Below are 26,449 nucleotides of genomic sequence, written 5' to 3' on the forward strand. Positions count from 1 at the left end.
CCGCCGCCATGGAATTCCTCAGCTTCTTGATCGACTTCATCGTCCATGTGGACAAGCACATCGCCGCTTTTGTGGCGACTTACGGCGCCTGGGTCTATGCCCTGCTGTTCCTGATTCTCTTTGTCGAGACCGGAGTGGTGGTGATGCCCTTTCTGCCCGGCGACTCCTTGCTCTTTGTCGTCGGTGCGCTGTGCGGTGCGGGCCTGATCAATCTGCCCATGGTGCTGGTGGTGATGCTGGTAGCGGCCATTCTGGGCGACCAGTGCAACTACATGATCGGGCGCTATTTCGGCCCCAAGGTCTTCCAGTGGGAACAGTCGCGCTTCTTCAACCGGCGCGCGTTTGACGCAGCCCATGAGTTCTACGAGCGCCACGGCGGCATCACCATCGTAGTGGCCCGTTTCATGCCGTTTGTGCGCACCTTCGCGCCCTTTGTGGCCGGCGTGGCGGCCATGAGTCGGGCCAAGTTCACCGCCTACAACGTCGGCGGCGCTCTGCTCTGGGTGCTGAGCATCACCTTGCTTGGCTACGCCTTTGGCAACCTGGCCTGGGTGCAGGCAAATTTCTCCAAGATCATCTGGGCCATGATTCTGATCCCCGGCGTGATCGCCATTGCCGGCGGCCTGAAGGCACGCAGGACCAAAGCACAGGGCTGAACGCCCCCCCACGCCATCTCCTTTTCTCTCTTGAAAGCCTGCTGCCATGAACTCTCGCGTGTCACCCGCCATCGCCCTGGCGACTTCGCTGCTCATGGCCAGCCTGGCCAGCCCGGCACGGGCGGCCGAACCCAGCCGCCTGCTGCATCAACCCAGCATATCGGCCGATCAGCTGGCCTTTGTCTGGGCCGGTGATATCTGGGTCAGTGACCGTCAGGGCCGCAACCCGCGCCAACTCACCCAGCATGCGGCCGCCGAGTTCGCGCCCAGTTTTTCGCCCGACGGCCGCTGGCTTGCCTATTCGGCCAGCTACGACGGCAACACCGATGTCTATGTCATGCCGTCCAGCGGCGGACAGCCCCGCCGCCTGAGCTGGCACCCGGGCGCCGATGTGGTCAATGGCTGGAGCGCCGACGGCCAGCGCGTGCTGTTTGCCTCGGCCCGCGAGGTGGCCAACAACCGCAGCAATCAGCTCTACGAAGTGCCGCTGCAGGGCGGGCCGGAGCGCAAGATCATGGAGGCCGTGGCCTATGAAGGCAGCTGGTCGCCCGACGGCCAGCGCTTGGCCTACCGCCCCTACCGCGGCGCCCATGGCAACACGGCCGGCTGGCGCCTGCATCGCGGCGGCACGACGCCGCCGATCTGGATCATCGATCCCGTCAAGAAGACCTGGCAGCAGGTTCCGCATGAAAACGCCAGCGACAGCAACCCGGTCTGGCTGGGCGAGGAAGTCGTGTTCATTTCGGACCGCGACGGCCATGCCGCCAATCTCTTCGCCTTCCACCCCAAGACAAAGGCCTTGCGCCAGCTGACCCAGGAACGGGTTTGGGATGTGCGCAGCGTGGCCGCCCGCGACGGCCAGCTGGTCTACGAGGTGGGCGGCCAGCTCAAGAGTCTGGACCTGCCCAGCGGCCAGGGCCAGACGCTCGCCATCCAGCTGCAGGCGCAGGCGCCGCAGGCCCGAGAGCAGTGGCGCGACGCCAGCCGCCAGATCAGCTCGGCCCAGCTGTCCAACACCGGCAAGCGTGTGCTGGTCAGCGCCCGCGGGGACGTCTACACCGTGCCGGTCAAGGACGGCTCGATCCGCAACCTGACCCAGAGCGCCGGCGTGCGCGAGAAGGACGCACTCTGGAGCCCGGACGGCCAGCGCGTGGCCTATCTTTCGGAAGCGCCGGGCTTCACCCACCAGCTGATGCTGCGCGCGGCCACGGGCCTGGACCAGCCGCGAGCCATCGCGCTCGGCCTGCCCGGCGAGAAGGCGCAAGCGGCGTCGACCTACTACACCTTGCTGGCCTGGGCACCGGACGGCCGGAGCCTGGCCTACCAGGACAACCACCTTAATCTCTATGCGCTGAAACTGGACGCCAGCGGCCAGACCGGCAGCAGCCAGCGCATCGGCAGCAGCCCGCGCCGGGCCAATTTCAAGGTCAGCTATTCCAGCGACAGCCGCTGGCTGGCCTACACCGTGCGAGCGGCCAATCATTTCTCCCAGATCCGTCTGCATGAGCTGCAAGGTGGCCGGGATGTCGCCTTGAGCGATGGCCTCAGCCATGCCGACAACCCGCAGTTCGCCGCTCAGGACTACCTCTACTTCACCGCCTCGGTCAATTCCGGCCCCAGCCAGGTCGGCCTGGACATGAGCACCCAGGATCGGCCGCTGCGCGCCGGCCTGTTTGTTGCCGTGCTGGCGGCCGATGGCAAGTCGCCGCTCTTGCCGCGCAGCGGCGATGAAGAGCTGCCCAAGAAGGACGAGGCGAGCAAGGACGCCGCGAAGAAGGACGGGCCGAAGAAAGACGACCCGAAAAAGGATGAGGCCAAGGCAGACGAGGCCAAAAAGGACAGCAAGCCGGTCCGCATCGACCTCGAGGGCCTGGACCAGCGCATCGTCGGCCTGCCGGTGGCCGAGCGCAATTACGACTCCCTGGCCGTGGCCGCCGATGGCGCCTTGTTTTACTTGCAGCGCCGCCAGCGCGGTGCCAGCGGCGAACCGCCCGAGAACGCCGAGGCCGGCAACGAGGCCGAGCTGTTCCGCTTTGATTTCAAGGAACGCGAGAGCAAGCAGCTGCGCGCCGGCGTGCAGGCCATCAGCCTCAGCGGCGATGGCAAGAAGTTGCTGCTGGTCGGAGCCAAGGGCAAGCTCGAGATCGCCGATGCCGGCGAAAAGCTGGAGGCCAAGCCTATCGATGTGAGCGGGTTGAGCGCGCGCGTCGATGCGCGCGCCGAATGGCGGCAGATCTTCGACGAGGTCTGGTGGATGGAGCGCGCCTACTTCTACGACCCCAAGCTGCATGGCCTGGACTGGGATGAGGTCTACCGCCGGTATCTGCCTTTGCTGGACCATGTGCAGAGGCGCGAGGACCTCAACGATTTGCTGGTCGAAATGATCGGCGAGATGCAAGTCGGCCACAACCGCGTCGGCGGCGGCGATGTGCACCAGGAGAAAGCCGTGCCCGTGGGCCTGCTCGGCGCCGACTTGCGCACGGAGCCGGACGGCCGCGTCCGACTGGCCAAGATCTACCGCGGCGACCGCTGGAACCCCTTCCTGAAAGCACCCTTGGCTGCGCCGGGCCTGGGCGTCAAGGACGGCGACTGGCTGCTGGCCGTTGACGGCCGGGCACTCGATGCGAAAAGCAATGTGCATGCCCTGCTGGAGAACAGCGTCGGCAAGCAGGTGCAGCTGACGGTCAGCAGTAGCAGCAGCGCCTCGACCTCGGACAAGGCCGCTGCCAGCCGCGTGATCACTGTTGTGCCGATCGCCGACGAAGCCGGCCTGCGCCGCTGGGACTGGATCGAACGCAACCGCGCTTACGTCGACCGGCATTCCGGCGGCAAGATCGCCTACGTCTATATGCCCGACACCGGTGGCGATGGCTTCCAGCACTTCAACCGCATGTTCTTTGCCCAGATCGACAAACAGGGCCTGATCCTCGACGACCGCCGCAACGGCGGTGGCCAGGCCGCCAACTATGTGACCGATGTGCTGAGCCGGCCTTGGCTGGGCAGCTGGAAGGACCGCGACGGTCTCACGCATGACACGCCCGGTGGCGCCATCTATGGCCCTAAGGCCATGCTGATCGACCAGGACGCCGGCTCCGGCGGCGACTTCATGCCCTATGCCTTCAAGCGCCTGGGCCTGGGCCCGCTGATCGGCAAGCGCACCTGGGGCGGCCTGATCGGCATCTCCAACAACCCGCGCCTGATCGACGGCGCCAATCTGGTCGTGCCTTACTTCCGCTTCTTCACACCGGACGGCGAGTGGCGCATCGAGAACGAAGGCGTGGCCCCGGACCAGGACGTGGACCTGGACCCGCTGCAAGTCAACGAAGGCCGCGACAGCCAGCTCGACGCGGCCATTGCCGATGTGCTGGGCCGACTGAAGACCTACCAGGCGCCGGACCGCCAGAAAGCGCCGGCCATGCCGACGCAGCTGGGGCGCTGATTGCTGAAAGTTTAGGGCTGGGGTTTCGGCTGCTGTGCTCGCTCATAGAGCCAGCGCAGCAGCGGACCGAAGCAGGCCTGCGCTGAGAAATGGGTACTTGTGTAGCGCCGGGCCGCTTCACCCAGCGCGGCGCGCTGCTGCGGCTGCAACAGCAGCGTTCGGCAGGCCTCGGCAAAGGCCTGCGGCTCATCGGCCAGAAGAAAGGCGGTGCCGGCCCCGTCCAAGATGCCGCGCGCTCCTTCGGCCGTGCTGACCAGGGGCAGGCCGTGGCCCATGGCTTCCACGCTCTTGATCTTGAGCCCGGCCCCCCAGCGGACCGGGTTGATGGCCACGTCCATGCCGGCCCAGGCCTGCTTGAAATCGGCAACAAAACCATGGCGCTGGAAGGCTTTGAATTCGGGGCGCCAGCGCTCGCTGAGCCAGCCGTAGAGATGCATTTGCAAGCCTTCGACCTGGCCTTCAAGCAAGGGCCAGACCCGGTCGGCAAACCAGTCCAGACCATGGAGATTGGCGGCCCAGTCACTGCCCACCAAGCCGAGGTGCCGGCGCTCGGCCTGCAGCGGCAGGGCAGCGAACTGCACTGGATGCGGGGCAAGCAGTGCGATTTCGCCCAAGCGAGCCTGCACCAGACCGTGGTCCTCGGCCTGGATCAGGAGCACCCGCTCATATCGCGACAGCAGGGCCATTTCCCGCTCGAAGCTGAGGGTGGTGTGCACGGCCACCGACTGACTGCGGCGTGACTCGGCCGCGCGGCTTTCCAGATCATGGGTATCCAGCACAGCGGCCACACCGGCCGGCAGGAACTCCCGCAAGCCATGCAGGGCCAGGCGCTGGAAGATGCAGGCGTCAAAGTCTTGAGCGGCACACAGGCGGACCAAGGCCTCACGTTCACTGGCCTCATTGACCGGCCCCTGGACGCCATAGACCGCTGCCTGGACGCGCAGACGGCGCAGCAGACTCAATTCGTCGGCGTGAAGCGCTCCCAGGTAGAGCAGGCTCAGCTGGCAATGAGCGCCCAGCACCCAGACCAGGGCCAGCACGCGGGTGCGCTCACCGGCGCCCATGCGCCAGAACGGGATTCGTGTGAGCAGCAGAACACGCGGCTTCATCGGCAGGGCTCCGGCTGCAAGGGCGGCTCGCAAGCAAGCAGGGCCTCGCATTGCTGCACCACCGCAGCCACGCTGTCCTGCTGCCGGTAGTCGCGATGTTCATGGGCAAAGGCCTGGGCCGCCGTCCGGTAGCGCGGCGTATCGAGCATCTGGCGCAGGAGGCGCGGCAGATGCTCGGTCTGATCCACCAACAGCGTTTCTGAAACCCCCAGCGACTGCAGCCGCCGCGCCGCCATCCATTGCTCGGTCTGCATGGGCAGAAGCAGCAGAGGCTTGCCGGCCAGCAGCATGGCGGCCGTGGTGCCTGCGCCGCCATGGCTGAGTGCCAGGTCGCAGCTGCGACTGAGCGCATCCATGGCCAAGGGCTCAGCGCTGAGCTGCATGCGCCCGCCGCTGAACTGCGCCAAGGTCTTGCGCGAGGCGCCAGGCACATGCGCCAGCACCGAGGCCGGCAATTCTTGCAAGGCTCGAAGCACTTGCTCCAAAGGCGCGTAGCCCGGTTTCAGATAGGCAAAGATGCGCGGGCCGGGGCCATCGGGCCAGCGCGGCTCTTGCCCCTGTCCGAGTTGGAAGATCGGCCCCAAATAATGCGGCGCGGGCGCAAGCGCCGCGGAACGCTGTGGGTAGTGATCCAGTTCTGCAAAACTGCACAAGGCCTGCGCATCGCAGTGCAGCAGGTCGGCAAAGGCCGTGAGTGCCGGTACATGCAAGGCGGCAAGCACGTGGTTGGCGGTGGCCAAGGCATGGGCTTCGGAATCTTGGAGACGAGCGCTAGGCTGCGGCTGCCACCAAGCAAAGGGCGGCAGCGGCAGACAGGGGGGTGGCAGGCAAAAACCGTCGCCGAAATTCAGACGCGGCAGGCCCAGCCCCCGGGTGGCGAGCAGGGCGGTTGGTGCGTGATCGAGCACCAGCAGATCGGGTTGGATCAGGGCCAGAAGATGGCGCCAGGCCCGACAGATGCCGGTGAGGGCGCGCGGATTGAGAAAACCGAAAGGCATCAGCAACTCGGGGTAGCTGATCGGACTGGGCAGCTGGGTCAGGCGTCCCAACCACAGCGGCGCTTGCAGGGCCGGCACATCATGCGGGCTCAGCAGGGCCTCAGCGCCAAGCAGATCACGGAGCACGAAGACCGGCCGGTGACCGCGTTCGCGCAGGGCCAGGGCCACGGGCAACAGGCGTGACAGATGACCGTAGTCACCTCCGAGCTCCCAGGCAAAAACAATCGTGGCCATAAGGCGGTGGCACCCGGCAGCGGAGCCGCGGGCACAGTTTCAAAGTTCCGCAAGAGAAGCGGCGCCCGCAGGCGCCGCCAAAGAATCACCCGATCCGCGAGTGCCGCGCAGGCTGCACTCGCGTCAGGTCGCGCAGACCGATCAGGCCTGGCTCGCACCCTTGCGACGGCGCGTCGTGGCGGCCAGTCCGGCCAGGCTCAGGCCCAGCAGCGCCAGGGTATCCGGCTCCGGGACGGATGCCGTCGGGCTGATGTTGAAGTTGCTCGGATTGCCCCAACCAAACGGGTCACCGGAGCGCGCCGTGGCCGAACCCGAGCCGCCGTTGTTGCAACCCTCGAATGCCGGCACAAAGTCGCCCTTGGCCGCAAGCGTCGGGCAATCGCCGTAGCCGCCGCCGTCGCTCTGCAGATCACCGGAAACCGTGGCGACGATGTCGTAGTCCAGGGTGAAGCTCTCGCCCACGCCGATCATGCCCATGCTGACATTGAACACCGCGTTGTTGGCATACTCGCTGCCGCAGCTCATATAGCTGGCGAGGCTGCCCAGGTCATCGCTGGCGCAGGTACTGGTGCCATCGACGGCCTGGGTGCGCGTCGTGTGATCGCGGGCCACGGCCACGCCGTTCTTGCTCACCTGCAGCAGCAGATCTGCAAAGCCCAGACCGGTGCCGCCGATGCCCAGTTCGCCGCTGTCCACATGGAAGGCGAAGTTGAAGAGCTGGGCCACACCGGTGGTGTTGGTGAAAGTGCGGCTGTAACGGGTGCTGGTCGAGGCCGAGAAGCTGCCGGTGCCGGTCACCCGGGCACCGAAATAGCTGGTTGCACCTGCATCGCCGTAGGTGTGGAAGAACACCGAACCGTCGGCCGTGTAGTCGTTGAGATAGAAGTCGGCGCCGGTGGCTGTGGTGCTGGGCGGGTTGGCGACCATGCCGTCTACGCTGCTGCCACTGCTGGGAAGGGCGTAATCGGCGGTCAGGCGGATCTGGCCGTCGGTCATATTGCCGACCACCACCGGTGCCGCCATGGCGAAGCCGGACAACAAGGCCAGCACGCCGGCGCTGACATGCTTGAGTTGGAAGTTGCTTTGTTTCATCGGGAGATCTCCGTTGTTTTCAGGCTGTGACTTAGTTCACAAATCCAAACATGCAAGATCCACGCCATGCGCAGCAAGTTCAACAGACATCAGGCCCGGAAGTCCAACATGCCGGTGAACGCCAAGTTTTCCGACACTGATGTTTACCCTAGAACCCAAAACCGGCCGCCAGCAGGACTTCAGCTGAGCGCGCGATGCCGCGCCAGCGGCGGGTTCTTGGCGAAGTAACGGGCGATGCCGGTGGCCAGGGCCTCGACCAGCTTGGCCTGGTAGTCGGCATCGCGCAGCTGGGCCTCTTCCTCGGGGTTGGAGATGAAGGCCGTCTCCACCAGGATGGAGGGCACATCGGGCGCCTTGAGCACCGCGAAGCCGGCCTGTTCGACCCGACGCTTGTGCAGGGTGCCGACACGGCCGATCTGGCCCAGCACCTCGCTGCCGAGCTTGAGGCTGTCCTTGATCTGGGCCGTGGTGCTCATGTCCAGCATGGCCTTGAGCACGCTGGCATCTTTGACGGCAGCATTGACCCCGCCGACCAGATCGGCGGCGTTTTCGCGGCTGGCCATCCATTTGGCGGCCTGGCTGCTGGCCGCACCGTCGCTGAGCGCGAACACCGAGGCACCGCGCGCCTTGGGCGTGAAGAAGGCATCAGCATGGATGGACACAAACAGGTCGGCCTGCACCCGGCGCGCCTTCTGCACCCGCTGCTGCAAGGGCACGAAGTAGTCGCCCTCGCGCGTCAACAGCACCCGCATATTGGGATTGCGGTTGAGCCGGTCGCGCAGCTGCTGGGCAATCGCCAGCACCACATCCTTCTCGCGCAAGCCGCTGGGGCCGATGGCCCCGGGATCTTCGCCGCCATGCCCTGGGTCCAGGGCAATCACGATCAAGCGATCGAGTTTGGCCTGCGAGGGCTCGGCCGGCGCTAATGCCGGCAGCGCGGGCGCCGGTGCGGGTGTGTTCTGCGCCTGCGGCGCAGACGCCGAGCTGGCGCCGGGTTTGGCCGAGGTCTGGGCATTCAGACTGGGCTTGTCGAGCTTGGCAATCAGATCACCGAGCGCATCCTGCACCGACTGCGCCGCCTCTTGCTCGGCCTGGACCTTGTCCTTGATCAGGGCCAGCAGAGGATCGACCGCCACCTTGGGGTAGAGATCAAACACCAAGCGATGCTGGTAGGCCGCCACCGGCGCCAAGGTGAAGATCTGCGGCGCCACCGGCTGTTTGAGGTCCAGCACGATGCGCACCACGCGCGGCGTGTTCTGGCCGACGCGCACGCCGGCGATGAAGGGGTCGTCGGCCTTGACCTTGCCCAGCAGGCCGCGCAGATTGGGGCTCAGCTCCAGGCCGTCGACATCGATGACCAGGCGATCGGGGGCCTCCACCAGAAAATGCGTCGCGGCCAGGGACCGGTCAGACTCCAGCGTCACCCGGGTGTAGGCCTCGGCCGGCCAGACCCGCACGGCGACGATATTGCTGCCGGCGTGGGTGGCTGCAGCGGCATCCGCGGGCAGGGCGCGCAAGATCAGGGCCAGGCTGCCCATGGCGCGCAGCGCCTGGCGCCGTTCAGCGAAACCGGGCTTCACGACGCCTGCTCCAGCTGCTGCAGCAAGACCTGACCCCGGGCCGTGCCGGCGCGCAGCTCGACCTGGCGGCTGTCGTCGTCCTGTGCCTCGATCCAGACTTGCAGATCGGCCGGCGGCAGCATGCCCTCGGCCTTCTCCGGCCATTCGCTGAGCTTGAGCCCGGGCGCGCTGAAGATGTCGCGAAAGCCGGCGTCCTCCCATTCGCGCGGGTCGCTGAAGCGGTAGAAATCGAAATGGCTGACGAGGCCGGCCGAACCCCAGTCGGCCAGGTCATAGGACTCTAGAACCGCGTAGCTGGGGCTCTTGATTCGCCCGGCGACGCCCAGGGCGCGCAGCAGATGGCGCACCAAGCTGGTCTTGCCGGCACCGAGGCTGCCGTGCAGCTCCAGGCTGGCGTCAAGCAGGGCCGGGCAGAGCGCCAGGCGCTCCGCGAAGGCCTGGGTGGCGGCCTCATCGGGCCAGCGCAAAGAGCGAGTTTCTAGAATGCGCAAATGACGCAGGCTCCACAACAATCGAACAAGGACGACAAGTCAGCGGACTTTGACGCAGCGGCCGTGATGGCCGATCTGCAGCGCTGGGCTCATGAGCTGGGATTCTCACAGATCGGCGTGGCCGATATCGACCTGCACAGTGCCGAAGCGGGCTTGCTGGCCTGGTTGCAGGCCGGCTTTCACGGCTCCATGCACTATATGCAAAGCCATGGCCTCAAACGGGCCCGGCCGGCCGAGCTGGTGCCGGGCACGCTGCGCGTGCTGAGCCTGCGTATGGATTACCTGCCGCAGGACAGTGCGCCCGATTGGCAAACCGTCGAATGGCAGCGTTTGGGCGATCCGCAGCGCGCCCAGGTCTCGCTGTATGCCCGTGGTCGCGACTATCACAAGGTCTTGCGCGCCCGCCTGCAGCAGTTGGCCACGCGGCTGGGCGAAGCCGTCGGGCCTTTCGGCTACCGCGTCTTCACCGACTCCGCGCCGGTGCTCGAGGTGGAGCTGGCGGCCCGCTCCGGCATCGGCTGGCGTGGCAAGCACACCCTGACCCTGCACCGGGACGTGGGTTCCATGTTCTTTCTCGGCGAGATCTACATCGACCTGCCTTTGCCGCTCAGCAAACCGGTCACGGCGCATTGCGGCCAGTGCACGGCTTGCCTGGACGCTTGCCCGACCGGCGCCATCGTCGCACCCTACCGCGTCGATGCTCGGCGCTGCATTTCCTATCTGACCATCGAGCATGAAGGCGCCATCCCGCTCGAACTGCGGCCCTTGATCGGCAACCGCCTCTATGGCTGTGACGATTGCCAACTGATCTGCCCTTGGAATAAGTTCGCCCAAAAGTCCCGCCTGGCCGATTTCGACGCCCGGCCGGCCATGGCGCACGGCGATCTGCTCGCGTTTTGGGCCTGGGACGAAGCTCAGTTCCTGCGCCAGACCGAGGGCTCGGCCATGCGCCGCATCGGCCATGCTCGCTGGCAACGCAATCTGGCCGTGGTTTCGGGCAATGCCTTGCGCCACAGGGATTGGCCGGAGCTGCGCGACCTGCTGCAGGCCATGCGGCCGGCGGCCAGCGAGTTGCTGGCGGAGCATCTCGACTGGGCGCTGGCGCAAGTGCCTGCCGTGCCTACACCCAGCGCAGCACCACCAGCCACAGCGGCAGACTGAGCATGCCAAGCAAGGTGGACAAGGTCACCAGGCCGGCCACAAAAGGCCCATTGCCGCCCATGCGGACGGCCAGCACATAGGCGCTGGAGGCCGTGGGCAGGGCGGTGAACAAGAGCAGCGTGGCGCGCTGCGGCGCCGGCAGCTGCAAGGCCAGAGCCAGGCCGAGCCCGACCAGAGGCAGGGCCAGATGGCGGATGCCCAGCAAAGCGGCGGCCAAGCCCGGCGCCTCACGCAGGGCGCCGAAACGCAGGCCTGCGCCGACTGCCATCAGGCCAAGAGGCAGGGCGGCCAGGCCGATCCGGTGCAGGGTCAGGGCGGCGGGTTCGGGCAGCTTGAGGCCCAGCAAATTGCCCGTCAGGCCGGCCAAGGTGGCCAGGATCAAGGGATTGCGAGCGAGTTCGCGCAGGTAGCCATGACCGCCGTGTCGGGCCAAGGGCCAGACGGCGGCGATATTGCAGATCGGCACACACAGCGCGATCAGCAGCGCCACCCAGGCCACGCCTTGTGCGCCGTGCAGGCGCTCGGCCAGGGCCAGGGCGATGAAGGAGTTGAAGCGAAAGGCGGTCTGCGCCCCCGAGGCATGGAAACGGGCATCGACGCCGGGCAGGGCGCGCAGGCTGTAGGCCAGCAGCACGCCGATCACGCAGCTGAGCACGCCGCCCAGGGCCAGGTCGCCAGTGGCGCCGGGCTGCAAAGGTGTGCGCAGAATGGAATTGAACAGCAGCACCGGGAACAGCAGGTAATAGACAAGGCGCTCGGCGGCCTCCCAGACCGGGCGGTCCAGGCCGCTGTAGCGGCACAGCAGAAAGCCGCAGAGGATGAGCAGAAAGTCGGGCAGCAGCAGCAAGACATCGGGCATGGCCCGCAGTGTGCCAGGGGCCGACTGATTGGCCGCGCGGGCGAACGGCCGGGCGCATTCGCTGCTACCCCTCAGCGAAGCGGCGGGCAAATCGCTGAGGGCGCTCGATGCGGGTATCGTTGCGACTATGTCCAGATTTCAGCGATGCACCATGCCTGCAGCCAACGCCACACGCTCGACCCTTTCCGCCACCGCGCCCTCGCGTCGCCAGTGGCTGCTCCAAGCGAGCGCAGTGGCCGCCACCGTTTGCATGTCCGGCCCGGTGCTGGCTTTCAAATACGAAGACCAGGAATTCGAGGACAAGATCCAGCTGGCCGGCAGCGCCTTGCTGCTGAACGGCGTAGGCAAGCGTGCGGTGTCCATCTTGCGAGGCTATGTGGCCGGGCTGTACTTGAGCCGCAAGTCCACCACGCCGGACGCTGTCTACGCCGCCAGCGGCCCGAAGCGGGTGCAGATCCGCATGCTGCTCGAGGTTGGCGCCGAGGAGTTCGTCAAGGCCGTCAACAAGGGCGTGGGACGCAATTGCAGCGAGGCCGAGAAAGAAGCACTGAGCACGCGCCTGCCCCTGTTCACGCAGAACCTGCAGTCGGTCGGCAAGGTGCGCAAGAACGACCTGATCAATATCGACTACCTGCCCGAACAAGGCACAGTGCTCTACGTCAACGGCAAGCAATGGGGTCAGGCCGTGCCAGGCAACGACCTCTACACCGCCTTCCTAAAGGTGTTTCTCGGCGACAAGCCGGTGGACAAGCGGCTCAAGGCGGGCTTGCTGGGCGAGGCCACCAGCTGAGCTACGTAGAAATGCGTGCTTGAGGTTCCCTCGCTCGGGCTAGGATGGTGAAAAATCACCTCCTGGAGACCGGAATGAAGCAGATCAATCGTCGCAGCGCCATCCGTTTGAGTGCCGCCGCAGCCGCCTGTCTGGCCCTGGGGCCAGTGGCAGCGCAGACGCCTTATCCGAGCGCCAAGCCGGTGCGCCTGATCGTGCCTTTCGCCCCGGGAGGCACCACCGACATCATTGCCCGCGTCATGGCCGAGAAGGTCAATCAGGCCCTGGGTCAGAACATGCTGGTCGAGAACAAGGCCGGCGGCGGCGGCTCGGTGGGGGCCAACGAAATCTCCAAGGCCACGCCTGATGGCTACACCCTGGGCGTGGCCACGGTATCGACCACGGCGGCCAACCCGGCCATCAACCCCAAGATTCCGTACAACCCGATCAGCGACTTCACGCCCATCATCAATATGGCGGCCACGCCCAATGTGATCGCCGTGCACCCGAGCTTTCCGGCGCGCGATTACAAAGGTTTTGTGGCCGAGCTCAAGAAGAACCCCGGCAAGCACAGCTTTGCCAGCTCGGGCACCGGTGGCATCGGCCACTTGCAGATGGAGCTGTACAAGAACCTGGCCGGCGTCTTCGTGCTGCACATCCCCTACCGCGGTGCCGGGCCGGCCTTGAACGACACCGTGGCCGGCCAGGTGCCGATGATTTTCGACAACCTGCCTTCGGCTCTGCCCTTCATCAAGGACGGCCGCCTGATCCCCATCGTCGTGGCCGCGCCGCAGCGCTTGGCCGTGCTGCCCAATGTGCCGACCTTCAAGGAAGTCGGGCTGGAGCCAGTCAATCGCATGGCCTACTACGGCGTGCACGGCCCCAAGAATCTGCCCAAGGACGTCGTCGCCAAGGTGCATGATGCGGTCAAGAAGACGCTGGAGCTGCCGGACGTCAAGAAGCGCATCGAAGACACCGGCTCCCTGATCATCGCCAACACCCCCGAACAGTTTGCCGCCCAGATCAGTGCCGAATTTGATGTCTACAAAAAGGTCGTCGAGCAGCAAAAGCTCAAGCTCGACTGAAGCAGGCGGCGGCGAGGCCGCGACGAGCTCGCCAGCGCAGCGCGCGGCCGAGCTGGCCAGCCAGCAGGCCATCGACGCCTTCGTCGAAACACTCTGGCTGGAAGATGGCCTGGCCGGCAACTCACTGCAAGCCTACCGCCGCGACCTGAACCTGCTGGCCCAGTGGCTGGCCAGCCAGGTGCAACGCCCGCTCGATGCCTGCAGCGAGGCCGATCTGCACAGCTACGCCATGGCCCGCCACGCCGGCAGCAAGACCAGCAGCGCCAACCGCCGTTTGAGCGTCTTCAAACGCTATTTCCGCTGGGCCTTGCGCGAGCAGCGCCTCAGGCAAGACCCGACCCTCAAGCTGGCCAATGCCAAAGCGCCCTTGCGCGTGCCCAAGCTGCTCAGCCAAGCCCAGGTCGAGGCCTTGCTGCAAGCGCCCGACGTCAGCAGCGAACTGGGCCTGCGCGACCGCGCCATGCTGGAGCTGATGTATGCCAGCGGCCTGCGGGTGACCGAACTGGTGACGCTCAAAAGCGTGCATGTGGGCTTCAAGGAGGCCGTGCTGCGCATCACCGGCAAAGGCAGCAAGGAGCGCCTGGTGCCCTTTGGCGAAGAGGCGCACAGCTGGCTGCTGCGCTATTTGCAGGAGGCCCGGCCGCAGCTGCTCAAGGGGCAGGCCTGTGATGCCTTGTTCGTGACTGTGCGCGGCGAGGGCATGACGCGGCAGATGTTCTGGACCCTGGTCAAGAAGTACGCGCAGCAAGCCAGCATATTGAGCCCCATGTCACCGCACACGCTGCGCCATGCCTTTGCCACCCATCTGCTCAACCACGGCGCCGATCTGCGCGTGGTGCAGCTGTTGCTCGGCCACGCCGACCTGTCAACCACCCAGATCTACACCCATGTGGCCCGCGAGCGCCTGAAGCTGATCCACGCCCAGCACCATCCACGCGCCTGAGCGGGGAAACCAAACGCCTCAACGTGCCACCGGCAAAGGCGAGGGCGGCTTGATCTCTTCCAGGCAGATCATGGAACGGATGTCGGCAACGCCGCGGATCTGCATCAGGCGGTCGGTCAGAAACTGCGACAGCGACTTGAGGTCACTGGCCACGACCTTGAGCAGGTAGTCGCAGTCGCCCGAGACGGTGTGGCATTCCAGGATTTCGGGGAAGTCGCGGATCAGGCCTTCGATCTCGCGAACGCGGTCAAAAGCCTCACCGTCGATATTGAGGCTGACGAAGGCGGTGACGCCGAGGCCCAGACTCTGCGGCGCCACCAGGGCGCGGTAGCCTCGCAGCACGCCGCGTTCCTCCAGGGCTTTGACGCGCCGGAAACACTGCGGCGGCGACAGATGAACCTGGGCCGCCAGCTCCACATTGGAGGCCCGGCCGTCGCGTTGCAAGGCTTCGATCAGGCGGCGGTCGATGGTGTCCAGCTTGGGAGAAGCGTCGGTCATGGCGGGCTCAAGACAAGGATTGGCAGACTTTCGCGGCTCAAGTTCGCTCCCGCGTCACAGCGGGGGCGCGACAATTGCGGCCATGGATCATAGTTTTCTCTCCGCCTTCATCCTGCTCTTGCTGGTGCTGGACCCGCTCGGCAGTTTGCCCATCTTCATCGGCATCATGCGCGAGGTGCCCAAGGAGCGACGCGCGCGCGTCGCCACCCGTGAGGTGGGGCTGGCCGCCATCGTGCTGCTGGCGTTCATGTTCTTCGGCGACAGTTTTTTGCGAGTGATGCATCTATCGGAGCGCTCGCTTGAGGTGGCCGGCGGCGTGATCCTGCTGATCATCGCCATCAAGATGATCTTTGGCAGCGCCGGTGAGTCGGCTTACGGCCTGGAGCCTGGCAAAGAGCCTTTCATCTTTCCGCTGGCCGTGCCCTTGCTGGCCGGCCCCTCGGCCATGGCCACGGTGCTGCTGCTGGCTTCGCGCCAGCCCGAGCGCATCTGGGACTGGATCGGCGCGCTGTGCGCGGCCATGTGGGTCTCGGGCCTGACCCTGCTGATGGCCGACCGCATCCGCCGTTTGCTCGGCGATTCGGTGATCTCAGCGATCGAGAAACTGATGGGCCTGGTGCTCACCGCCATCGCAGTGGAGATGTGTCTGGCCGGCTTGAAGCGTTACTTCATCGGCGGCTTGTAAGAACTGGTCAGGGGCGGAGCGCAGGGCTTGCGCTGTTTTCTGCCAAGCACAGACGCTTTTCTTCGTTCAAACCCTTAAGAGCAAACCCTAGAGTTGCGACTCCAAAAACGGTGCAGCCGGCGTGAGTCACGCTGACTGACACCCGACATGCCAGCCGTCGCGGCACTCTGTTGCGGCCGGACTGGCAGACGTCAGCAACCGAGGGAAATTGCTCCATCATGAAATCTCCGACCCTGTTTTCCAGCAGGCCGGCGCCCCTGGCCTTGGCTGTATTCCTGGCCTATGGCCTGCCACACGGTGCCGCCCTGGCCCAACAAAGCCCAGCCGCCACCGCAGACAGCTTGCCCCAGGTGCAAGTGACCGGCTCGCGCATTTCACGTGCCCAGGCCGAAGGCCCGGCCGCCGTGACCGTGCTCAAGGCCGAGGACATCACCCGACTGGGCTTCAAGAACGTGGCCGATGCGCTCGCGTCCCTGACCGAGAACACCGGCTTCACCCAAGGCGAGGACTTCGGCAACACCTTCACCCCGGCGGCCAATGCCATCAGCCTGCGCGGCCTGGGCCCCAACCACACGCTGACCCTGGTCAACGGCCGCCGTGTGGCGGACTACCCGACGGCCTACGAAGGCTCGGTCAACTTCGTCAACACCGCCAACATCCCGGCCGCCCTGATCGAACGCATCGAGGTGCTGAACGGCGGCGCCTCGGCCATTTACGGTTCGGACGCGATTGCCGGCGTCATCAACATCATCCTCAAGAAGCATGCTGACAGCACGCAACTCAACCTCAAGCTCGGCGGCACCCAGCGCGGTGGCGGCGAGAATGCTCGCGCCCAGCTGACCGGCGGCCTGGAATCGGGCACGCTGAACCTGGTCTATGCCGTGGAGCTCAGCAAGCGCCAGCCGATCTGGAGCCGCCAGCGCGACTTCATGGCCGACACCACGCTGACCGGCTCCGCGCCGACCGTGATCTTTGGCCGCAAGGATGCCAAGAGCAACAAGTACATCACGCCGGACGCAGGCGCTTGTGAAGGCGCGGCAGACCTGTTCGAAGGCTCGGTCAAGTCATTCACCACCGCCAAATCGGGCAGCTACTGCGGCAGCGGCCGCGGCTCGCCGAGCTTCTGGACCACCCAGACCGGCAACCAAAGCCAGAACTTCGCGGGCCTGCTGAACTACGGCTTGAACGCTCACACCGAGCTCTATGCCGAAGCCCTGCTCGGTTTCACCAGCACCGAGAACAACACCCGTGGCCCGAGCTGGACCTCGCTGAGCGCCAGCAACGGCTACTTCGTCAACGCCAACACCGGCAAGCTGGAAACCTGGAGCCGCCGTTTCGCGCCCGAGGAGCTCGGCGGTGCCGAGGCCTTCAACCGCGAATGGAAAGACCGGGCCCACAACCTGGTGCTGGGCGTGCGCGGCGATCTGCAGGGCACGAGCTGGAACTACGACCTGGGCTTCAACAGCTCGGGCTACAAAAGCAAGCTTGACCGGCCGCGCCTGCTGGCCAATGTCGACAGCTTCTTCCTGGGCGCCCAGCAAGGCGTGAATGGCGACGGCGTGCCCATCTACAAGCCGGACAGCGCCCGCCTGTTCAAGGCCCTGACGCCGGCCGAGTACGGCGGCATTTCATCGTCCACCCAGGCCAACGACCGCGCCTGGACCCGCAACCTCAGCGCCACCGCCAATGGAGAAGTGCTGCAGTTGCAGGCCGGCCCGCTGCGCGCGGCCGTGCTGGCCGAGGTGGGCAGCCAAGGCTTCGAGAACAAGGCCGATCCGCGCCTGGGCCAGGGCGTGTTCTACGCCACCAGCGAGGTGGCCAATGTCAGCGGCGACCGCACACGCTGGGCCTTGGGCACCGAGTTGAACGCACCCTTGACCCGCGAAGTCACGGGCACGGTGGCGGGCCGATACGACAGCTACAAGTTTGCCGGCCGTGACACCAGCGCCTTCACCTACAACGCTGGCTTGGAATTCCGCCCGACCAAGGAACTGCTCTTGCGTGCCCAACATGCGACCAGTTTCCGCGCACCGGACATGAGCTATATCTTCACGGCCGAGAGCCGCGGCTACTACGCTTCGGCCACCGACTACTACCGCTGCGCGCAAGCCGGTCAGCCCCTGGACAAATGCGAGTTCGCCGGCATTCAGCCGAACTATGTCAAAAACGGTTCCAAGGACCTGAAGAGCGAGAAGGGCAAGTCCTGGGGCTTGGGCCTGGTCTGGTCGCCTAGCAGCGACTTCGATGCCTCGCTGGACCTGTGGAAGATCGCGATCAGCGATCTGGTCACCGACCTCAGCTCCGACAAGATCTTGCGCGACGAGTCCGATTGCCGCACCGGGCAGCAGAACATCAGCTCGCCCACCTGCGTGGACGCGATTGCACGGGTGCGCCGCAACCCGGCCGACGCGGTGCTGCGCCCCGGCGAGATCAAGGAGATCGTGGTCAACCCGATCAACGCGGCCGTGCAAAGCACCTATGGCTTTGACATCAGCACGCGCTACAGCCTGAAGACGGCGGTGGCTGGCAACTACGTCTTCTCTGCCAAGTACACCCAGGTGCAGAGCTACAAGTACGCGCAGTTTGAGGGTGACGCGACCAGCAACCAGGTCGGCACCCGCAGCTTCAGTGACTGGCCCAACAAGCTGATCACCAGCGTGAACTGGCGTTACGGCGCCTTCAACACCACCCTGGCCGGCCTGCGCAACGGCAAGATCGTCAGCAGCGACGGCAAGGGCTGGATCTCGCCGAAGTGGAGCTTCAATGCCAGCAGCAGCTATGAGCTGAACAAGAGCAGCAGCGTCACTCTGATCGTCAACAACCTGGCCAACAGCGTGCGCAAGGACGCCACGGGCGGCTGGCCCTACTACCCGGTGGGCTACTACCTGCCGCATGGCCGGCAGTTCTGGGTCGAGTTCAACCACGTGCTGGGCAAGTAAGCCTGGGCAGCTTGTTGGGCGGGGGGGCACAGCCTGCGCTTCCCGCCGAGCCGGCCGCAAGCCTTCCGAGAGGAGGGCTTGCGGCCTTTTCCGTTCACGGCGGCGTCAGGGAGCTTTGCACGATGCGAAAAGTCGTTTTCACATCGTGAACTTTCTTCATGTTGCGCCGCCGCAAAATTTCTCATCATGGCGAAGCACTTTTCACAATCAGAAATTCTGAAGTTAAGTTATTGATTTTATTGAACTAAAAATTAAGTCTTATATAAGACATAAGTCTTCCGCTGAGTGAGGCCTGGGGCTAATCTTGAGTCCAACAAAGCTTCTTTGTTTGGCCACCCGGCCGCCGGACCTGAACTGATTCATTTCCTCTGTTTTCGCCTTCACTCACTTGCAGGAGCACACCATGAGCAACGCCACCCGTGAACAGCAGATCGCCGCCCTTGAGAAGGACTGGGCCGAGAACCCACGTTGGAAGGGCATCACCCGCGGCTACAGCGCTGCCGATGTGGTGCGCCTGCGCGGCTCCCTGGCCATCGAGCACACCCTGGCCAAGCGCGGTGCCGAGAAGCTCTGGGGCCTGGTCAACACCGAGCCCTTCGTCAACTCCCTGGGCGCCCTGACCGGCAATCAGGCCATGCAGCAGGTCAAGGCCGGCCTCAAGGCCATCTACCTGTCTGGCTGGCAGGTCGCCGGCGACGCCAACAGCAATGGCGAGATGTACCCGGACCAGTCGCTGTACTCGGTGGACTCGGTGCCCAAGGTGGTCAAGAAGATCAACGCCACCTTTGCCCGTGCCGACCAGATCCAGTGGAGCGAAGGCAAGAACGACATCGACTACTTCGCCCCCATCGTGGCCGACGCCGAAGCCGGCTTTGGCGGCGTGCTGAACGCCTTCGAGCTGATGAAGGCCATGATCGAAGCCGGCGCCGCCGGTGTCCACTTCGAAGACCAGCTTGCCGCGGCCAAGAAGTGCGGCCATATGGGCGGCAAGGTGCTGGTGCCGACCCGCGAGGCCGTGTCCAAGCTGGTGGCTGCCCGCCTGGCTGCCGACGTGATGGGCACGCCGACCGTGCTGCTGGCCCGCACTGACGCCGAAGCCGGTGACCTGGTGACCAGCGACATCGACGACAACGACAAGCCTTTCTGCACCGGCGAGCGCACCGTCGAAGGCTTCTTCCGCACCAACAACGGCATCGAGCAAGCGATCAGCCGCGGTTTGGCCTACGCCCCCTACGCCGACATGATCTGGTGCGAAACCGGCAAGCCCGACCTGGCTTTCGCCAAGCAGTTTGCCGACGCCATCCATGCCAAGTTCCCGGGCAAGCTGCTGGCCTACAACTGCTCGCCGTCCTTCAACTGGAAGAAGAACCTGGACGACGCCACGATTGCCAAGTTCCAGCGTGAACTCGGTGCCATGGGTTACAAGTTCCAGTTCATCACCCTGGCCGGTTTCCACAGCCTGAACTACAGCATGTTCAACCTGGCCTACGGCTACGCTCGCAACAATATGAGCGCTTTCGTGGAGTTGCAGGAAGCCGAGTTCGCGGCTGCTGAGCGCGGCTTCACCGCCGTCAAGCATCAGCGCGAAGTCGGCACCGGCTACTTCGATGCCGTCACCACCACCATCGAGCGCGAGGCCTCGACCGCTGCGCTCAAGGGTTCCACCGAAGACGAACAGTTCTTCGAAGCAAAGCACGGCTGATTCCCCGGATTTCGCCCTGTCTTGCAGGCCCGGTCTCCCACGAGGAGGCCGGGCCTTTTTGTGCTCAATCGGCCGGGACTATGGCTGACTGCTAGCGGCACTGAGCCGTCGTTCGCGGAGAGTTTTCAGCACGCAGAGTTCGCAGAGGACCGCAGAGGACGCTGAGAACACAAACCTCGCTCTTCTTCTCTCTCTGCGACCTCTGCGAGCCTCCGCGCACTCTGCGTTCGTGTTCAAATCTCAGCGAACGACGGTTCAGTGCCGACAGCTGACCACCCAAGCTCGGTCATCCGGGCGTGTCCGCCTGTTCAGAGAGAAGACGCCAGCATCGCCAGATAGTCTTCACGGGTGGCCAGTCGTGGGTTGCTGCGGTGGCAGTGGTCGGCCATCGCGCCCGTCACCGCGCGTTCGAACATCGACGGATCCACACCCAACTCGGCCAGACCGGCCGGCAAGCCTAATCTTTGATTGAGGCTCTGTACGGCCTCGGCCAGGGTGTGGCCCGCGGGGTCGCAATGCCCCAGTCCCATGGCCTCGGCCATACGAAGCAGGCGCCATTCCGCCTGCATGCTGGGCGCGCTGGCATTGAAGCGCAGCACGGCAGGCAGCAGCACGGCATTGAGTGTGCCGTGGTGCAGGCTCGCATCCAGGTTTGCCAAGGCGTGGCTCAATGAATGCACGCACCCGAGGCCCTTCTGCAAAGCCAAGCCACCCTGCAGGCTGCAGCTCATCATCTGCCAGCGCGCCTCGCGATCCAGACCGTTGCGGCAGGCGCGCTCCAGGTGGCTCCAGCCACGCCGCAGGCCGTCGAGGGCGATGCCATCAGCGGGCGGGTTGACGGCGGCTGACATGAAGGTTTCCATGCAGTGGGCGATCGCGTCCATGCCGGTGGCCGCCGTCAGTTCCGGCGGCAGGCTCAAGGTGAGCTCGGGGTCACACAGAGCGGCTCGCGGCATCAACTCAGCGCTGTGAAAGCCGAGTTTGCGCCCGTCTGCTACAACCAAGATCGCGCCGCGCGCCACCTCGCTGCCGGTGCCGGCGGTCGTGGGCACGGCAATCACTGGCGCCGTCGCCTTGCTGATCGAAAGGCTGCCGCCCTCAATGGTGGCGAAGGTCTTGAGCGGACCAGGATGGGTGGCGGCGATCGCCACACCTTTGGCCAGGTCCATGCAGGCCCCACCACCGACAGCGATCAGACCGTCGCAGAAATGCGCCCGATAGACCTCGACCGCGCGCAGCACGGCCGCCTCATCGGGGTTGGGCGGGGTCTGTGCAAACACCGGCGGCGGGTGCGCGCCCCAGGCCGCCAGGGCCAGCGCCAAGCCACCGGCGGCGCGCACGCCGGCATCGCTGATGACCAGCGGCCGCAGGATGCCGCAGCGCTGGCATTCCTGCGGCAACAAGGCCACCGCACCGTACTCAAGGTGGATCTGCGTCAGGTACTGGATCAGGGGCATGGCCAGCCTTGCTCTCGACTCAGCGGGGTTCGCTGCTGGCAAGTGTCGGCCGGCGCGCTGCCTTCAGGCTTCACCTTTTGCCAACAGTTCGGCAAAAAGTTTGTGCGCTGTTCGCTCGCACAACCCATAAAGTCGAAAGGTCTTTCTCCGAAAACCATGAGCGGCGAGCTTCGATGCAGCTTCGCCCAACGCTCCTGGTTTTTCCTGTTCGTTGCCTTTGGAGTTTGCAGCCATGAAGTTGAACCTCGCGCAACGCATCGTCGCTTCCAATGTGACCCTGCTGATCATGTTCCTGCTCATCCTTTCTACCGTGATGTGGCTGATGAGTCGCATGGACACCATCAATGACGACATCATTGACAACAACATCCCCCAACTGACCGCCCTGTCCGCGCTCAATGACTCGATCAATGGGCGTGGCATTGCGCTGCGCAATCTGGGCCTCTTGCCCGAAGCCAAGCATGAGAACGAAATCCAGGCCCTGGCGAAGCTGCGCACGCAAGGAACGGCAGCCATGGCGGAGTTAGAGAAACAGTTCGTGCCGGGCGACGCATCTGCCGAAGAGATCAACAAGGTCAAAGCCATCTTGGCCAAGAACCAAGCCTCGCGGGCGCTGGTGGACGAACTGGTGGCCCTGATCCAAGCCGGCAAGCGGGAGGCGTATGTCGAGCTGCTCTACAGCCGCTACGACGGCTTGGAGGATGAGCTCCTGAAAGAGCTGGACGAGATTTCCACGCAGATGGAAGAAGCTGCGCGCAAGGACGGAGCGACGGCAGCCGATGCCTACGACGAGGCACGCTACACCGCTTTGGCAGGCCTTGTACTCAGCATTCTGGTGGCTTCTGGTCTGGGTTATGCCCTGCGCCGCTTTGTCATTCAGCGCCTGGGCGCTGACCCTACCGATCTGGCCGAGATCGCTCAGCGCATCGCCTCCGGCGATCTGCGCGCTCTTGAACATCGAGGCGTCACCTTTCAGGGCAGCGTGGTTCATGCCATGGCCACCATGCAGCAATCGCTGGCCAGCCTGGTGCGTGCCGTCGGCACAAACGTGGTGTCGATGGCGCACGCCAGCGAGGAGATCGCCCATGCCAGTCATGACCTGAGTACCCGCACCGAACAGCAAGCGGCCAATCTGGAGCAGGTGGCCGCCACCGCTCAGGAGCTCAACAGCAGTGTGCAGCGCACCTCGACCTCAGCGCATGAGGCGCACCAGCTGTCCACAGCGACCAGCCAGGCCGCCGATGCCGGCGGCACCGCCGTGGGCAAAGTGGTGAGCACCATGGAACAGATCCAAGCCTCCTCGCGCCAGATTGGCGAGATCAGCTCGGTGATCGATGGCATTGCTTTCCAGACCAATATCCTGGCCCTCAATGCCGCTGTCGAGGCGGCACGTGCGGGCGAGCAAGGCCGTGGCTTCGCCGTGGTGGCCAGCGAGGTGCGCAGCCTGGCCCAGCGCAGCGCCGAGGCGTCCAAGCAGATTGGCGCGCTGATCAGGCGCTCGACCGAGGCGGTGAATGACGGGGCGGGCTTGGTGGACAAGGCGCGCCAGACCATGGAGGACTTGCGCGGCTCGGTCCAGCAAGTCCAACACATGATCAGCGACATTTCGCGCGCCACCCAGGACCAGGCGACCAGCTTGGGCGAGGTCTCGCAGGCGATCCGCCAGCTCGATGAGATGACCCAGCAGAACGCCGCCATGGTGGAGGAGACCACCGCCTCTTCGGACAATCTGCGCAGCATGGGTGCCGAACTGAAATCCCATGTGGAGCGATTCCAGGTCTGAGCCAGCAAGGAGCTTCAAGCATGCAGCCTCATCATGTTCCGTCAGGCGCCATCGCCAACAGTCTCGTACCGGCGGGTGCAAGGCATGCTGCAGGGGGCTGCGGCCTGCTCCTGGGTCTGCTGCTGGCCATCGCTGCTCCTTCAGCTTTGGCCGGCCGCCCCCTGTCCAGCGATGACGCGGCCACTGCCCCGGCCGGCAGCTGCCAGCTGGAAGGCTGGGGCGAGAAAGCTGGCAGCAGCCGGGCCTGGGTGCTGGCCCCAGCCTGCGGCCTGACCGAGGGCCTGGAATTGGGCGGCGACTACAGCCGGCCGCAACCGCGCGATGAAATCCGCGGCGAAGCCAGCATCGCACTCAAATGGGCGCCCGCGAGTTGGCAGCTGCCCACGGCCCTCGGTCAACTGAGCTTCGGGCTGAAGGCGGGGCTGAGCTTTGAACGGCCTTCGACCAGCGGTTGGCGGCGCAGCGCCAGCGGGCTGCTGGGTCTGGCCACCTTGACGCTCAGCGAAGAGACGGCCTTTCACCTCAACCTCGGTCACCACAAGGAACGATTGAGCGGGCAGGGGGGCACGGTGCTCAATCTTGCGGGCGTTTGGATGCCTGATCCGCGCGGGCTCTTGTTCGCGGAGATTCAGACCAACGACCGCCCCGCTTTGATGGGTACCGCGGTGCGCACCATAGGCGGCCTCTGGTGGTTGAGCCCCGACAAGCTGGGCCTGAGCATCACGGCCAGTCGCCAGAACGGCAGCTCGCAGACCTTGTGGACGGCAGGTTTTGGCTGGTACGGTCTGGAGTTTTGAGGCCCACATCGCCAGGGCTGCGAAAATACCGGGTTAACCCCGGGAGCCCTTGTTGAGCCGCACCACCTTGTTGACACCGCGCATGGCCGGTGTGCTGGAGAGAATCCACCGCGTCAAACGCCCGGCCTTCCACAGCCTGAGCCCCAAGCAGGCCCGCATCGCCTACCTCATGGGCGCCGAGATCCTGGACCTGCCGCGCGCGCCGGTGGCCCGGGTAGAGAACCTGCAAGTACCGGGTGCCAAGGGCCCGCTGGCCGCGCGCTTGTATGCGCCGCAGACGGCCGAAGAGGCCACACTGCCCGTCCTGCTCTATCTGCACGGCGGCGGCTTCACCATCGGCAGCATCGACACCCACGACAGCCTGTGCCGCCAGCTGGCTTTGCGCAGCGGCGTGGCCGTGCTGTCCCTGAACTACCGGCTGGCACCCGAGCACCGTTTCCCCGCGGCCGTGGACGACTGCTGGGCCGTGATGCGCTGGCTGGCCGAGCACGCAGCCAGTCTGGGCCTGGACGGCAGCCGCCTGGCCGTGGGTGGCGACAGCGCCGGCGGCACGCTGGCGGCGGTCTGTGCCCTGCATGCGCGCGACATCGGCCTGGCGCTGGCCCTGCAGCTGCTGATCACGCCGGGCGCCACGGCCCATGCCGACACCGCCTCGCACAAGCTCTTCGCCAACGACTTTCTGCTCGACGCCGCCTCGATCGCCTGGTTCTTCGACCACTACATCGAGCACGGGCACCGCCGCGACTGGCGCTTCGCGCCGCTGGAAGCGCCCGATCACAGCGATCTCGCGCCGGCCTGCGTCTTGCTGGCCGAATGCGACCCGCTGGTGGACGAGGGCATCGCCTATGCCGATCTGCTGCGCGCCAACGGCGGGCAGGTACAGCTAGAGCTGTATCGGGGCGTGACCCACGATTTCATCAAGATGGGGCGTACCATCCCCGAGGCCTTGACCGCCCTCGATGCCTGCGCTCTGGCCCTGCGCCAAGCGTTGCAGCCCTGAATCACAGCACCACAGCACCTCTGCGCTCCGCACCCTCGCCATGAAACTGCAAGACTTCCGTTTTTTTGAGCCCCTGCGCGTGCGTTGGAGCGAGATTGATGCCCAGCAGGTGGTCTTCAACGCCCATTACCAGAGCTATTTCGACGTTGCTGTGGGTGGCTATTGGCGCGCCCTGGCCTTGCCCTACGTCGAAACCATGGCGCAAATGGGCGGCGATCTGTTCGTGCGCAAGGCCACGCTCGAGTACCTGGGCTCAGCGCGTTATGACGAGCTCTTGCAGGTCGGCGTGCGTTGTGAGCGCATCGGCCACAGCTCGCTGCAAGTGATCTGCGCGGTGTTTCGCGGTGCCGAGCTGCTGGTCCATGGCGAGCTGATCTATGTGTTCGCCGACCGGCAGGACCAGGCGCCGCGCGAGGTGCCCGCCGCGCTGCGCAGCCTGATCGAGAGCTTCGAGGCGGGAGAATCGGTGGTCGAGGTTCGGGTGGGCAGCTGGGCCGAGCTCGGCGCGCAGGCCGGTGCCATCCGCCAGGCGGTGTTCGTGGACGAACAAAAGATCCCGGCCGAGATGGAATGGGACAGCGCCGATGAGAGCTGCGTGCACGCCGTGGCCTTCAACCGCTTCGGTCTGGCCCTGGCCACCGGGCGCTTGCTCGAACATGTGCCGGGTGTGGCCAAGATCGGCCGCATGGCGGTCTTGCGCAGCATGCGCGGCAGCCGCATCGGTCGTGAGGTGCTGGAAGCCCTGATGCAGGCCGGCCGCCAGCGCGGCGAGCGCGAGGCGGTGCTCCATGCGCAGCTGTCCGCCGCCGGCTTCTACACCCGTGCCGGCTTCGTTCAGCGCGGCGCCGTGTTTGAAGAGGCCGGCATCGGCCATGTGGAGATGGTCAGAGCGCTGTGAAGCACTCGCGGTGGCGCAGGCCCTGGACAAAGGGCGCCATCGCAGCCGCCACCCGCACTTCCAGGCCGACCGGATCACTCAGCCCAGGGCCGTAGACCTCCATCCAGGTCGGCAGGCTGCTGTCGCTGTCCTGGCGCTGGAGCACGCGCAGGGCGCTGACGGGCACACCTTCCGAGGCCAGTTGCTCCTGCAGCTCGCGAATAGCGGCCAGCGCCGCTGCACTGTCCGCCGCCCGAATGCGGTAGTAGACGAAGATTTCAGGCTGCATCGCGCT

Annotated in this window: 23 protein-coding genes; 13 read left to right on the forward strand and 10 right to left on the reverse strand. The window is 65.4% G+C overall.

Annotated elements, in window-relative coordinates; genetic code table 11:
* The first annotated feature begins 8 nt into the window (after positions 1 to 8).
* Positions 9 to 656 (forward strand): DedA family protein, encoded by a 648-nt coding sequence (locus LNV28_RS15025; RefSeq protein ID WP_263517191.1) that lies wholly within the window; start codon positions 9 to 11, stop codon positions 654 to 656.
* Between the two features lie 46 nt (positions 657 to 702).
* Complete coding sequence (locus LNV28_RS15030; protein ID WP_263517192.1) at positions 703 to 4,095, forward strand: S41 family peptidase; 3,393 nt, start codon at positions 703 to 705, stop codon at positions 4,093 to 4,095.
* A gap of 11 nt (positions 4,096 to 4,106) precedes the next feature.
* Here LNV28_RS15030 and LNV28_RS15035 read toward each other — a convergent pair whose 3' ends face one another.
* The 5 genes from LNV28_RS15035 to tsaE all read right to left on the reverse strand — a co-directional run bounded on the left by LNV28_RS15035 (position 4,107) and on the right by tsaE (position 9,575).
* Entirely contained in the window at positions 4,107 to 5,204 is a 1,098-nt protein-coding gene (locus LNV28_RS15035; protein WP_263517193.1) for a glycosyltransferase family 4 protein, read from the reverse strand.
* Positions 5,201 to 6,436: a glycosyltransferase gene (locus LNV28_RS15040; protein ID WP_263517194.1), complete on the reverse strand. Its 1,236-nt coding sequence runs from the start codon at positions 6,434 to 6,436 to the stop codon at positions 5,201 to 5,203. Before LNV28_RS15040 ends, LNV28_RS15035 begins: the two co-directional genes overlap by 4 nt.
* 141 nt (positions 6,437 to 6,577) lie before the next feature.
* Positions 6,578 to 7,528 (reverse strand): PEP-CTERM sorting domain-containing protein, encoded by a 951-nt coding sequence (locus LNV28_RS15045; RefSeq protein WP_263517195.1) that lies wholly within the window; start codon positions 7,526 to 7,528, stop codon positions 6,578 to 6,580.
* Between the two features lie 179 nt (positions 7,529 to 7,707).
* A complete protein-coding gene (locus tag LNV28_RS15050; protein WP_263517643.1) occupies positions 7,708 to 9,066 on the reverse strand; it encodes an N-acetylmuramoyl-L-alanine amidase in 1,359 nt (452 codons plus the stop codon).
* A 38-nt stretch (positions 9,067 to 9,104) separates the two neighbouring features.
* Entirely contained in the window at positions 9,105 to 9,575 is a 471-nt protein-coding gene (gene tsaE, locus LNV28_RS15055) for a tRNA (adenosine(37)-N6)-threonylcarbamoyltransferase complex ATPase subunit type 1 TsaE (protein WP_263517196.1), read from the reverse strand.
* 90 nt (positions 9,576 to 9,665) lie between these two features.
* Between tsaE and queG the strand changes: the two genes are divergently transcribed.
* Positions 9,666 to 10,760 (forward strand): tRNA epoxyqueuosine(34) reductase QueG, encoded by a 1,095-nt coding sequence (queG, locus tag LNV28_RS15060; protein ID WP_263517644.1) that lies wholly within the window; start codon positions 9,666 to 9,668, stop codon positions 10,758 to 10,760.
* Here queG and LNV28_RS15065 read toward each other — a convergent pair.
* On the reverse strand, positions 10,720 to 11,619 hold the full coding sequence (locus LNV28_RS15065) for an AEC family transporter (RefSeq protein WP_263517197.1): 900 nt from the start codon (positions 11,617 to 11,619) through the stop codon (positions 10,720 to 10,722). The two genes, queG and LNV28_RS15065, sit on opposite strands and share 41 nt — an antisense overlap.
* Before the next feature lie 151 nt (positions 11,620 to 11,770).
* On the opposite strand from LNV28_RS15065, the gene LNV28_RS15070 reads away from it, so the two are divergent.
* The 3 genes from LNV28_RS15070 (at position 11,771) to xerD (ending at position 14,416) form a co-directional block, all read left to right on the forward strand.
* Positions 11,771 to 12,409, forward strand: a complete 639-nt coding sequence (locus tag LNV28_RS15070; RefSeq protein WP_263517198.1) for a chalcone isomerase family protein — start codon at positions 11,771 to 11,773, stop codon at positions 12,407 to 12,409.
* A 74-nt stretch (positions 12,410 to 12,483) separates the two neighbouring features.
* Entirely contained in the window at positions 12,484 to 13,473 is a 990-nt protein-coding gene (locus LNV28_RS15075) for a tripartite tricarboxylate transporter substrate binding protein BugE (RefSeq protein ID WP_411969981.1), read from the forward strand.
* Positions 13,427 to 14,416: a site-specific tyrosine recombinase XerD gene (gene xerD, locus LNV28_RS15080; protein WP_263517199.1), complete on the forward strand. Its 990-nt coding sequence runs from the start codon at positions 13,427 to 13,429 to the stop codon at positions 14,414 to 14,416. The genes LNV28_RS15075 and xerD overlap by 47 nt, the downstream gene beginning before the upstream one ends.
* An 18-nt stretch (positions 14,417 to 14,434) precedes the next feature.
* Here the strand turns inward: xerD and LNV28_RS15085 are convergent, their stop codons facing one another.
* Entirely contained in the window at positions 14,435 to 14,914 is a 480-nt protein-coding gene (locus LNV28_RS15085; RefSeq protein WP_263517200.1) for an Lrp/AsnC family transcriptional regulator, read from the reverse strand.
* A gap of 82 nt (positions 14,915 to 14,996) precedes the next feature.
* Between LNV28_RS15085 and LNV28_RS15090 the strand changes: the two genes are divergently transcribed.
* The 3 genes from LNV28_RS15090 to aceA all read left to right on the forward strand — a co-directional run bounded on the left by LNV28_RS15090 (position 14,997) and on the right by aceA (position 20,240).
* Positions 14,997 to 15,599: a MarC family protein gene (locus LNV28_RS15090; protein ID WP_263517201.1), complete on the forward strand. Its 603-nt coding sequence runs from the start codon at positions 14,997 to 14,999 to the stop codon at positions 15,597 to 15,599.
* 218 nt (positions 15,600 to 15,817) lie between these two features.
* Positions 15,818 to 18,538, forward strand: coding sequence for a TonB-dependent receptor plug domain-containing protein (locus LNV28_RS15095; protein ID WP_263517202.1), 2,721 nt, complete (start codon positions 15,818 to 15,820; stop codon positions 18,536 to 18,538).
* Between the two features lie 403 nt (positions 18,539 to 18,941).
* Positions 18,942 to 20,240, forward strand: coding sequence for an isocitrate lyase (gene aceA, locus LNV28_RS15100; protein ID WP_263517204.1), 1,299 nt, complete (start codon positions 18,942 to 18,944; stop codon positions 20,238 to 20,240).
* 308 nt (positions 20,241 to 20,548) lie between these two features.
* On the opposite strand, the gene gbd is transcribed toward aceA, so the two are convergent.
* Both gbd and LNV28_RS15110 read right to left on the reverse strand, forming a co-directional pair.
* The gene (gene gbd, locus LNV28_RS15105) at positions 20,549 to 21,697 is read right to left on the reverse strand and encodes a 4-hydroxybutyrate dehydrogenase (protein ID WP_263517205.1); all 1,149 of its coding nucleotides are present in this window, start codon (positions 21,695 to 21,697) and stop codon (positions 20,549 to 20,551) included.
* Between the two features lie 63 nt (positions 21,698 to 21,760).
* Complete coding sequence (locus tag LNV28_RS15110; protein WP_263517206.1) at positions 21,761 to 21,931, reverse strand: hypothetical protein; 171 nt, start codon at positions 21,929 to 21,931, stop codon at positions 21,761 to 21,763.
* Between LNV28_RS15110 and LNV28_RS15115 the strand changes: the two genes are divergently transcribed.
* The 4 genes from LNV28_RS15115 to LNV28_RS15130 all read left to right on the forward strand — a co-directional run bounded on the left by LNV28_RS15115 (position 21,930) and on the right by LNV28_RS15130 (position 26,175).
* Positions 21,930 to 23,480: a methyl-accepting chemotaxis protein gene (locus tag LNV28_RS15115; RefSeq protein ID WP_263517207.1), complete on the forward strand. Its 1,551-nt coding sequence runs from the start codon at positions 21,930 to 21,932 to the stop codon at positions 23,478 to 23,480. The genes LNV28_RS15110 and LNV28_RS15115 overlap by 2 nt on opposite strands.
* A 20-nt stretch (positions 23,481 to 23,500) precedes the next feature.
* Complete coding sequence (locus LNV28_RS15120) at positions 23,501 to 24,277, forward strand: PA4824 family protein (protein ID WP_263517208.1); 777 nt, start codon at positions 23,501 to 23,503, stop codon at positions 24,275 to 24,277.
* An 82-nt stretch (positions 24,278 to 24,359) separates the two neighbouring features.
* Entirely contained in the window at positions 24,360 to 25,277 is a 918-nt protein-coding gene (locus LNV28_RS15125; protein ID WP_263569008.1) for an alpha/beta hydrolase, read from the forward strand.
* A gap of 40 nt (positions 25,278 to 25,317) precedes the next feature.
* Complete coding sequence (locus tag LNV28_RS15130) at positions 25,318 to 26,175, forward strand: YbgC/FadM family acyl-CoA thioesterase (RefSeq protein ID WP_263517209.1); 858 nt, start codon at positions 25,318 to 25,320, stop codon at positions 26,173 to 26,175.
* Here LNV28_RS15130 and LNV28_RS15135 read toward each other — a convergent pair.
* On the reverse strand, positions 26,162 to 26,443 hold the full coding sequence (locus LNV28_RS15135) for a DUF4936 family protein (RefSeq protein WP_263517210.1): 282 nt from the start codon (positions 26,441 to 26,443) through the stop codon (positions 26,162 to 26,164). The two genes, LNV28_RS15130 and LNV28_RS15135, sit on opposite strands and share 14 nt — an antisense overlap.
* Positions 26,444 to 26,449 lie beyond the last annotated feature (6 nt).

Source organism: Paucibacter sp. DJ2R-2 (assembly GCF_025717675.1).
Classification (GTDB): Bacteria; Pseudomonadota; Gammaproteobacteria; order Burkholderiales; family Burkholderiaceae_C; genus Paucibacter_A.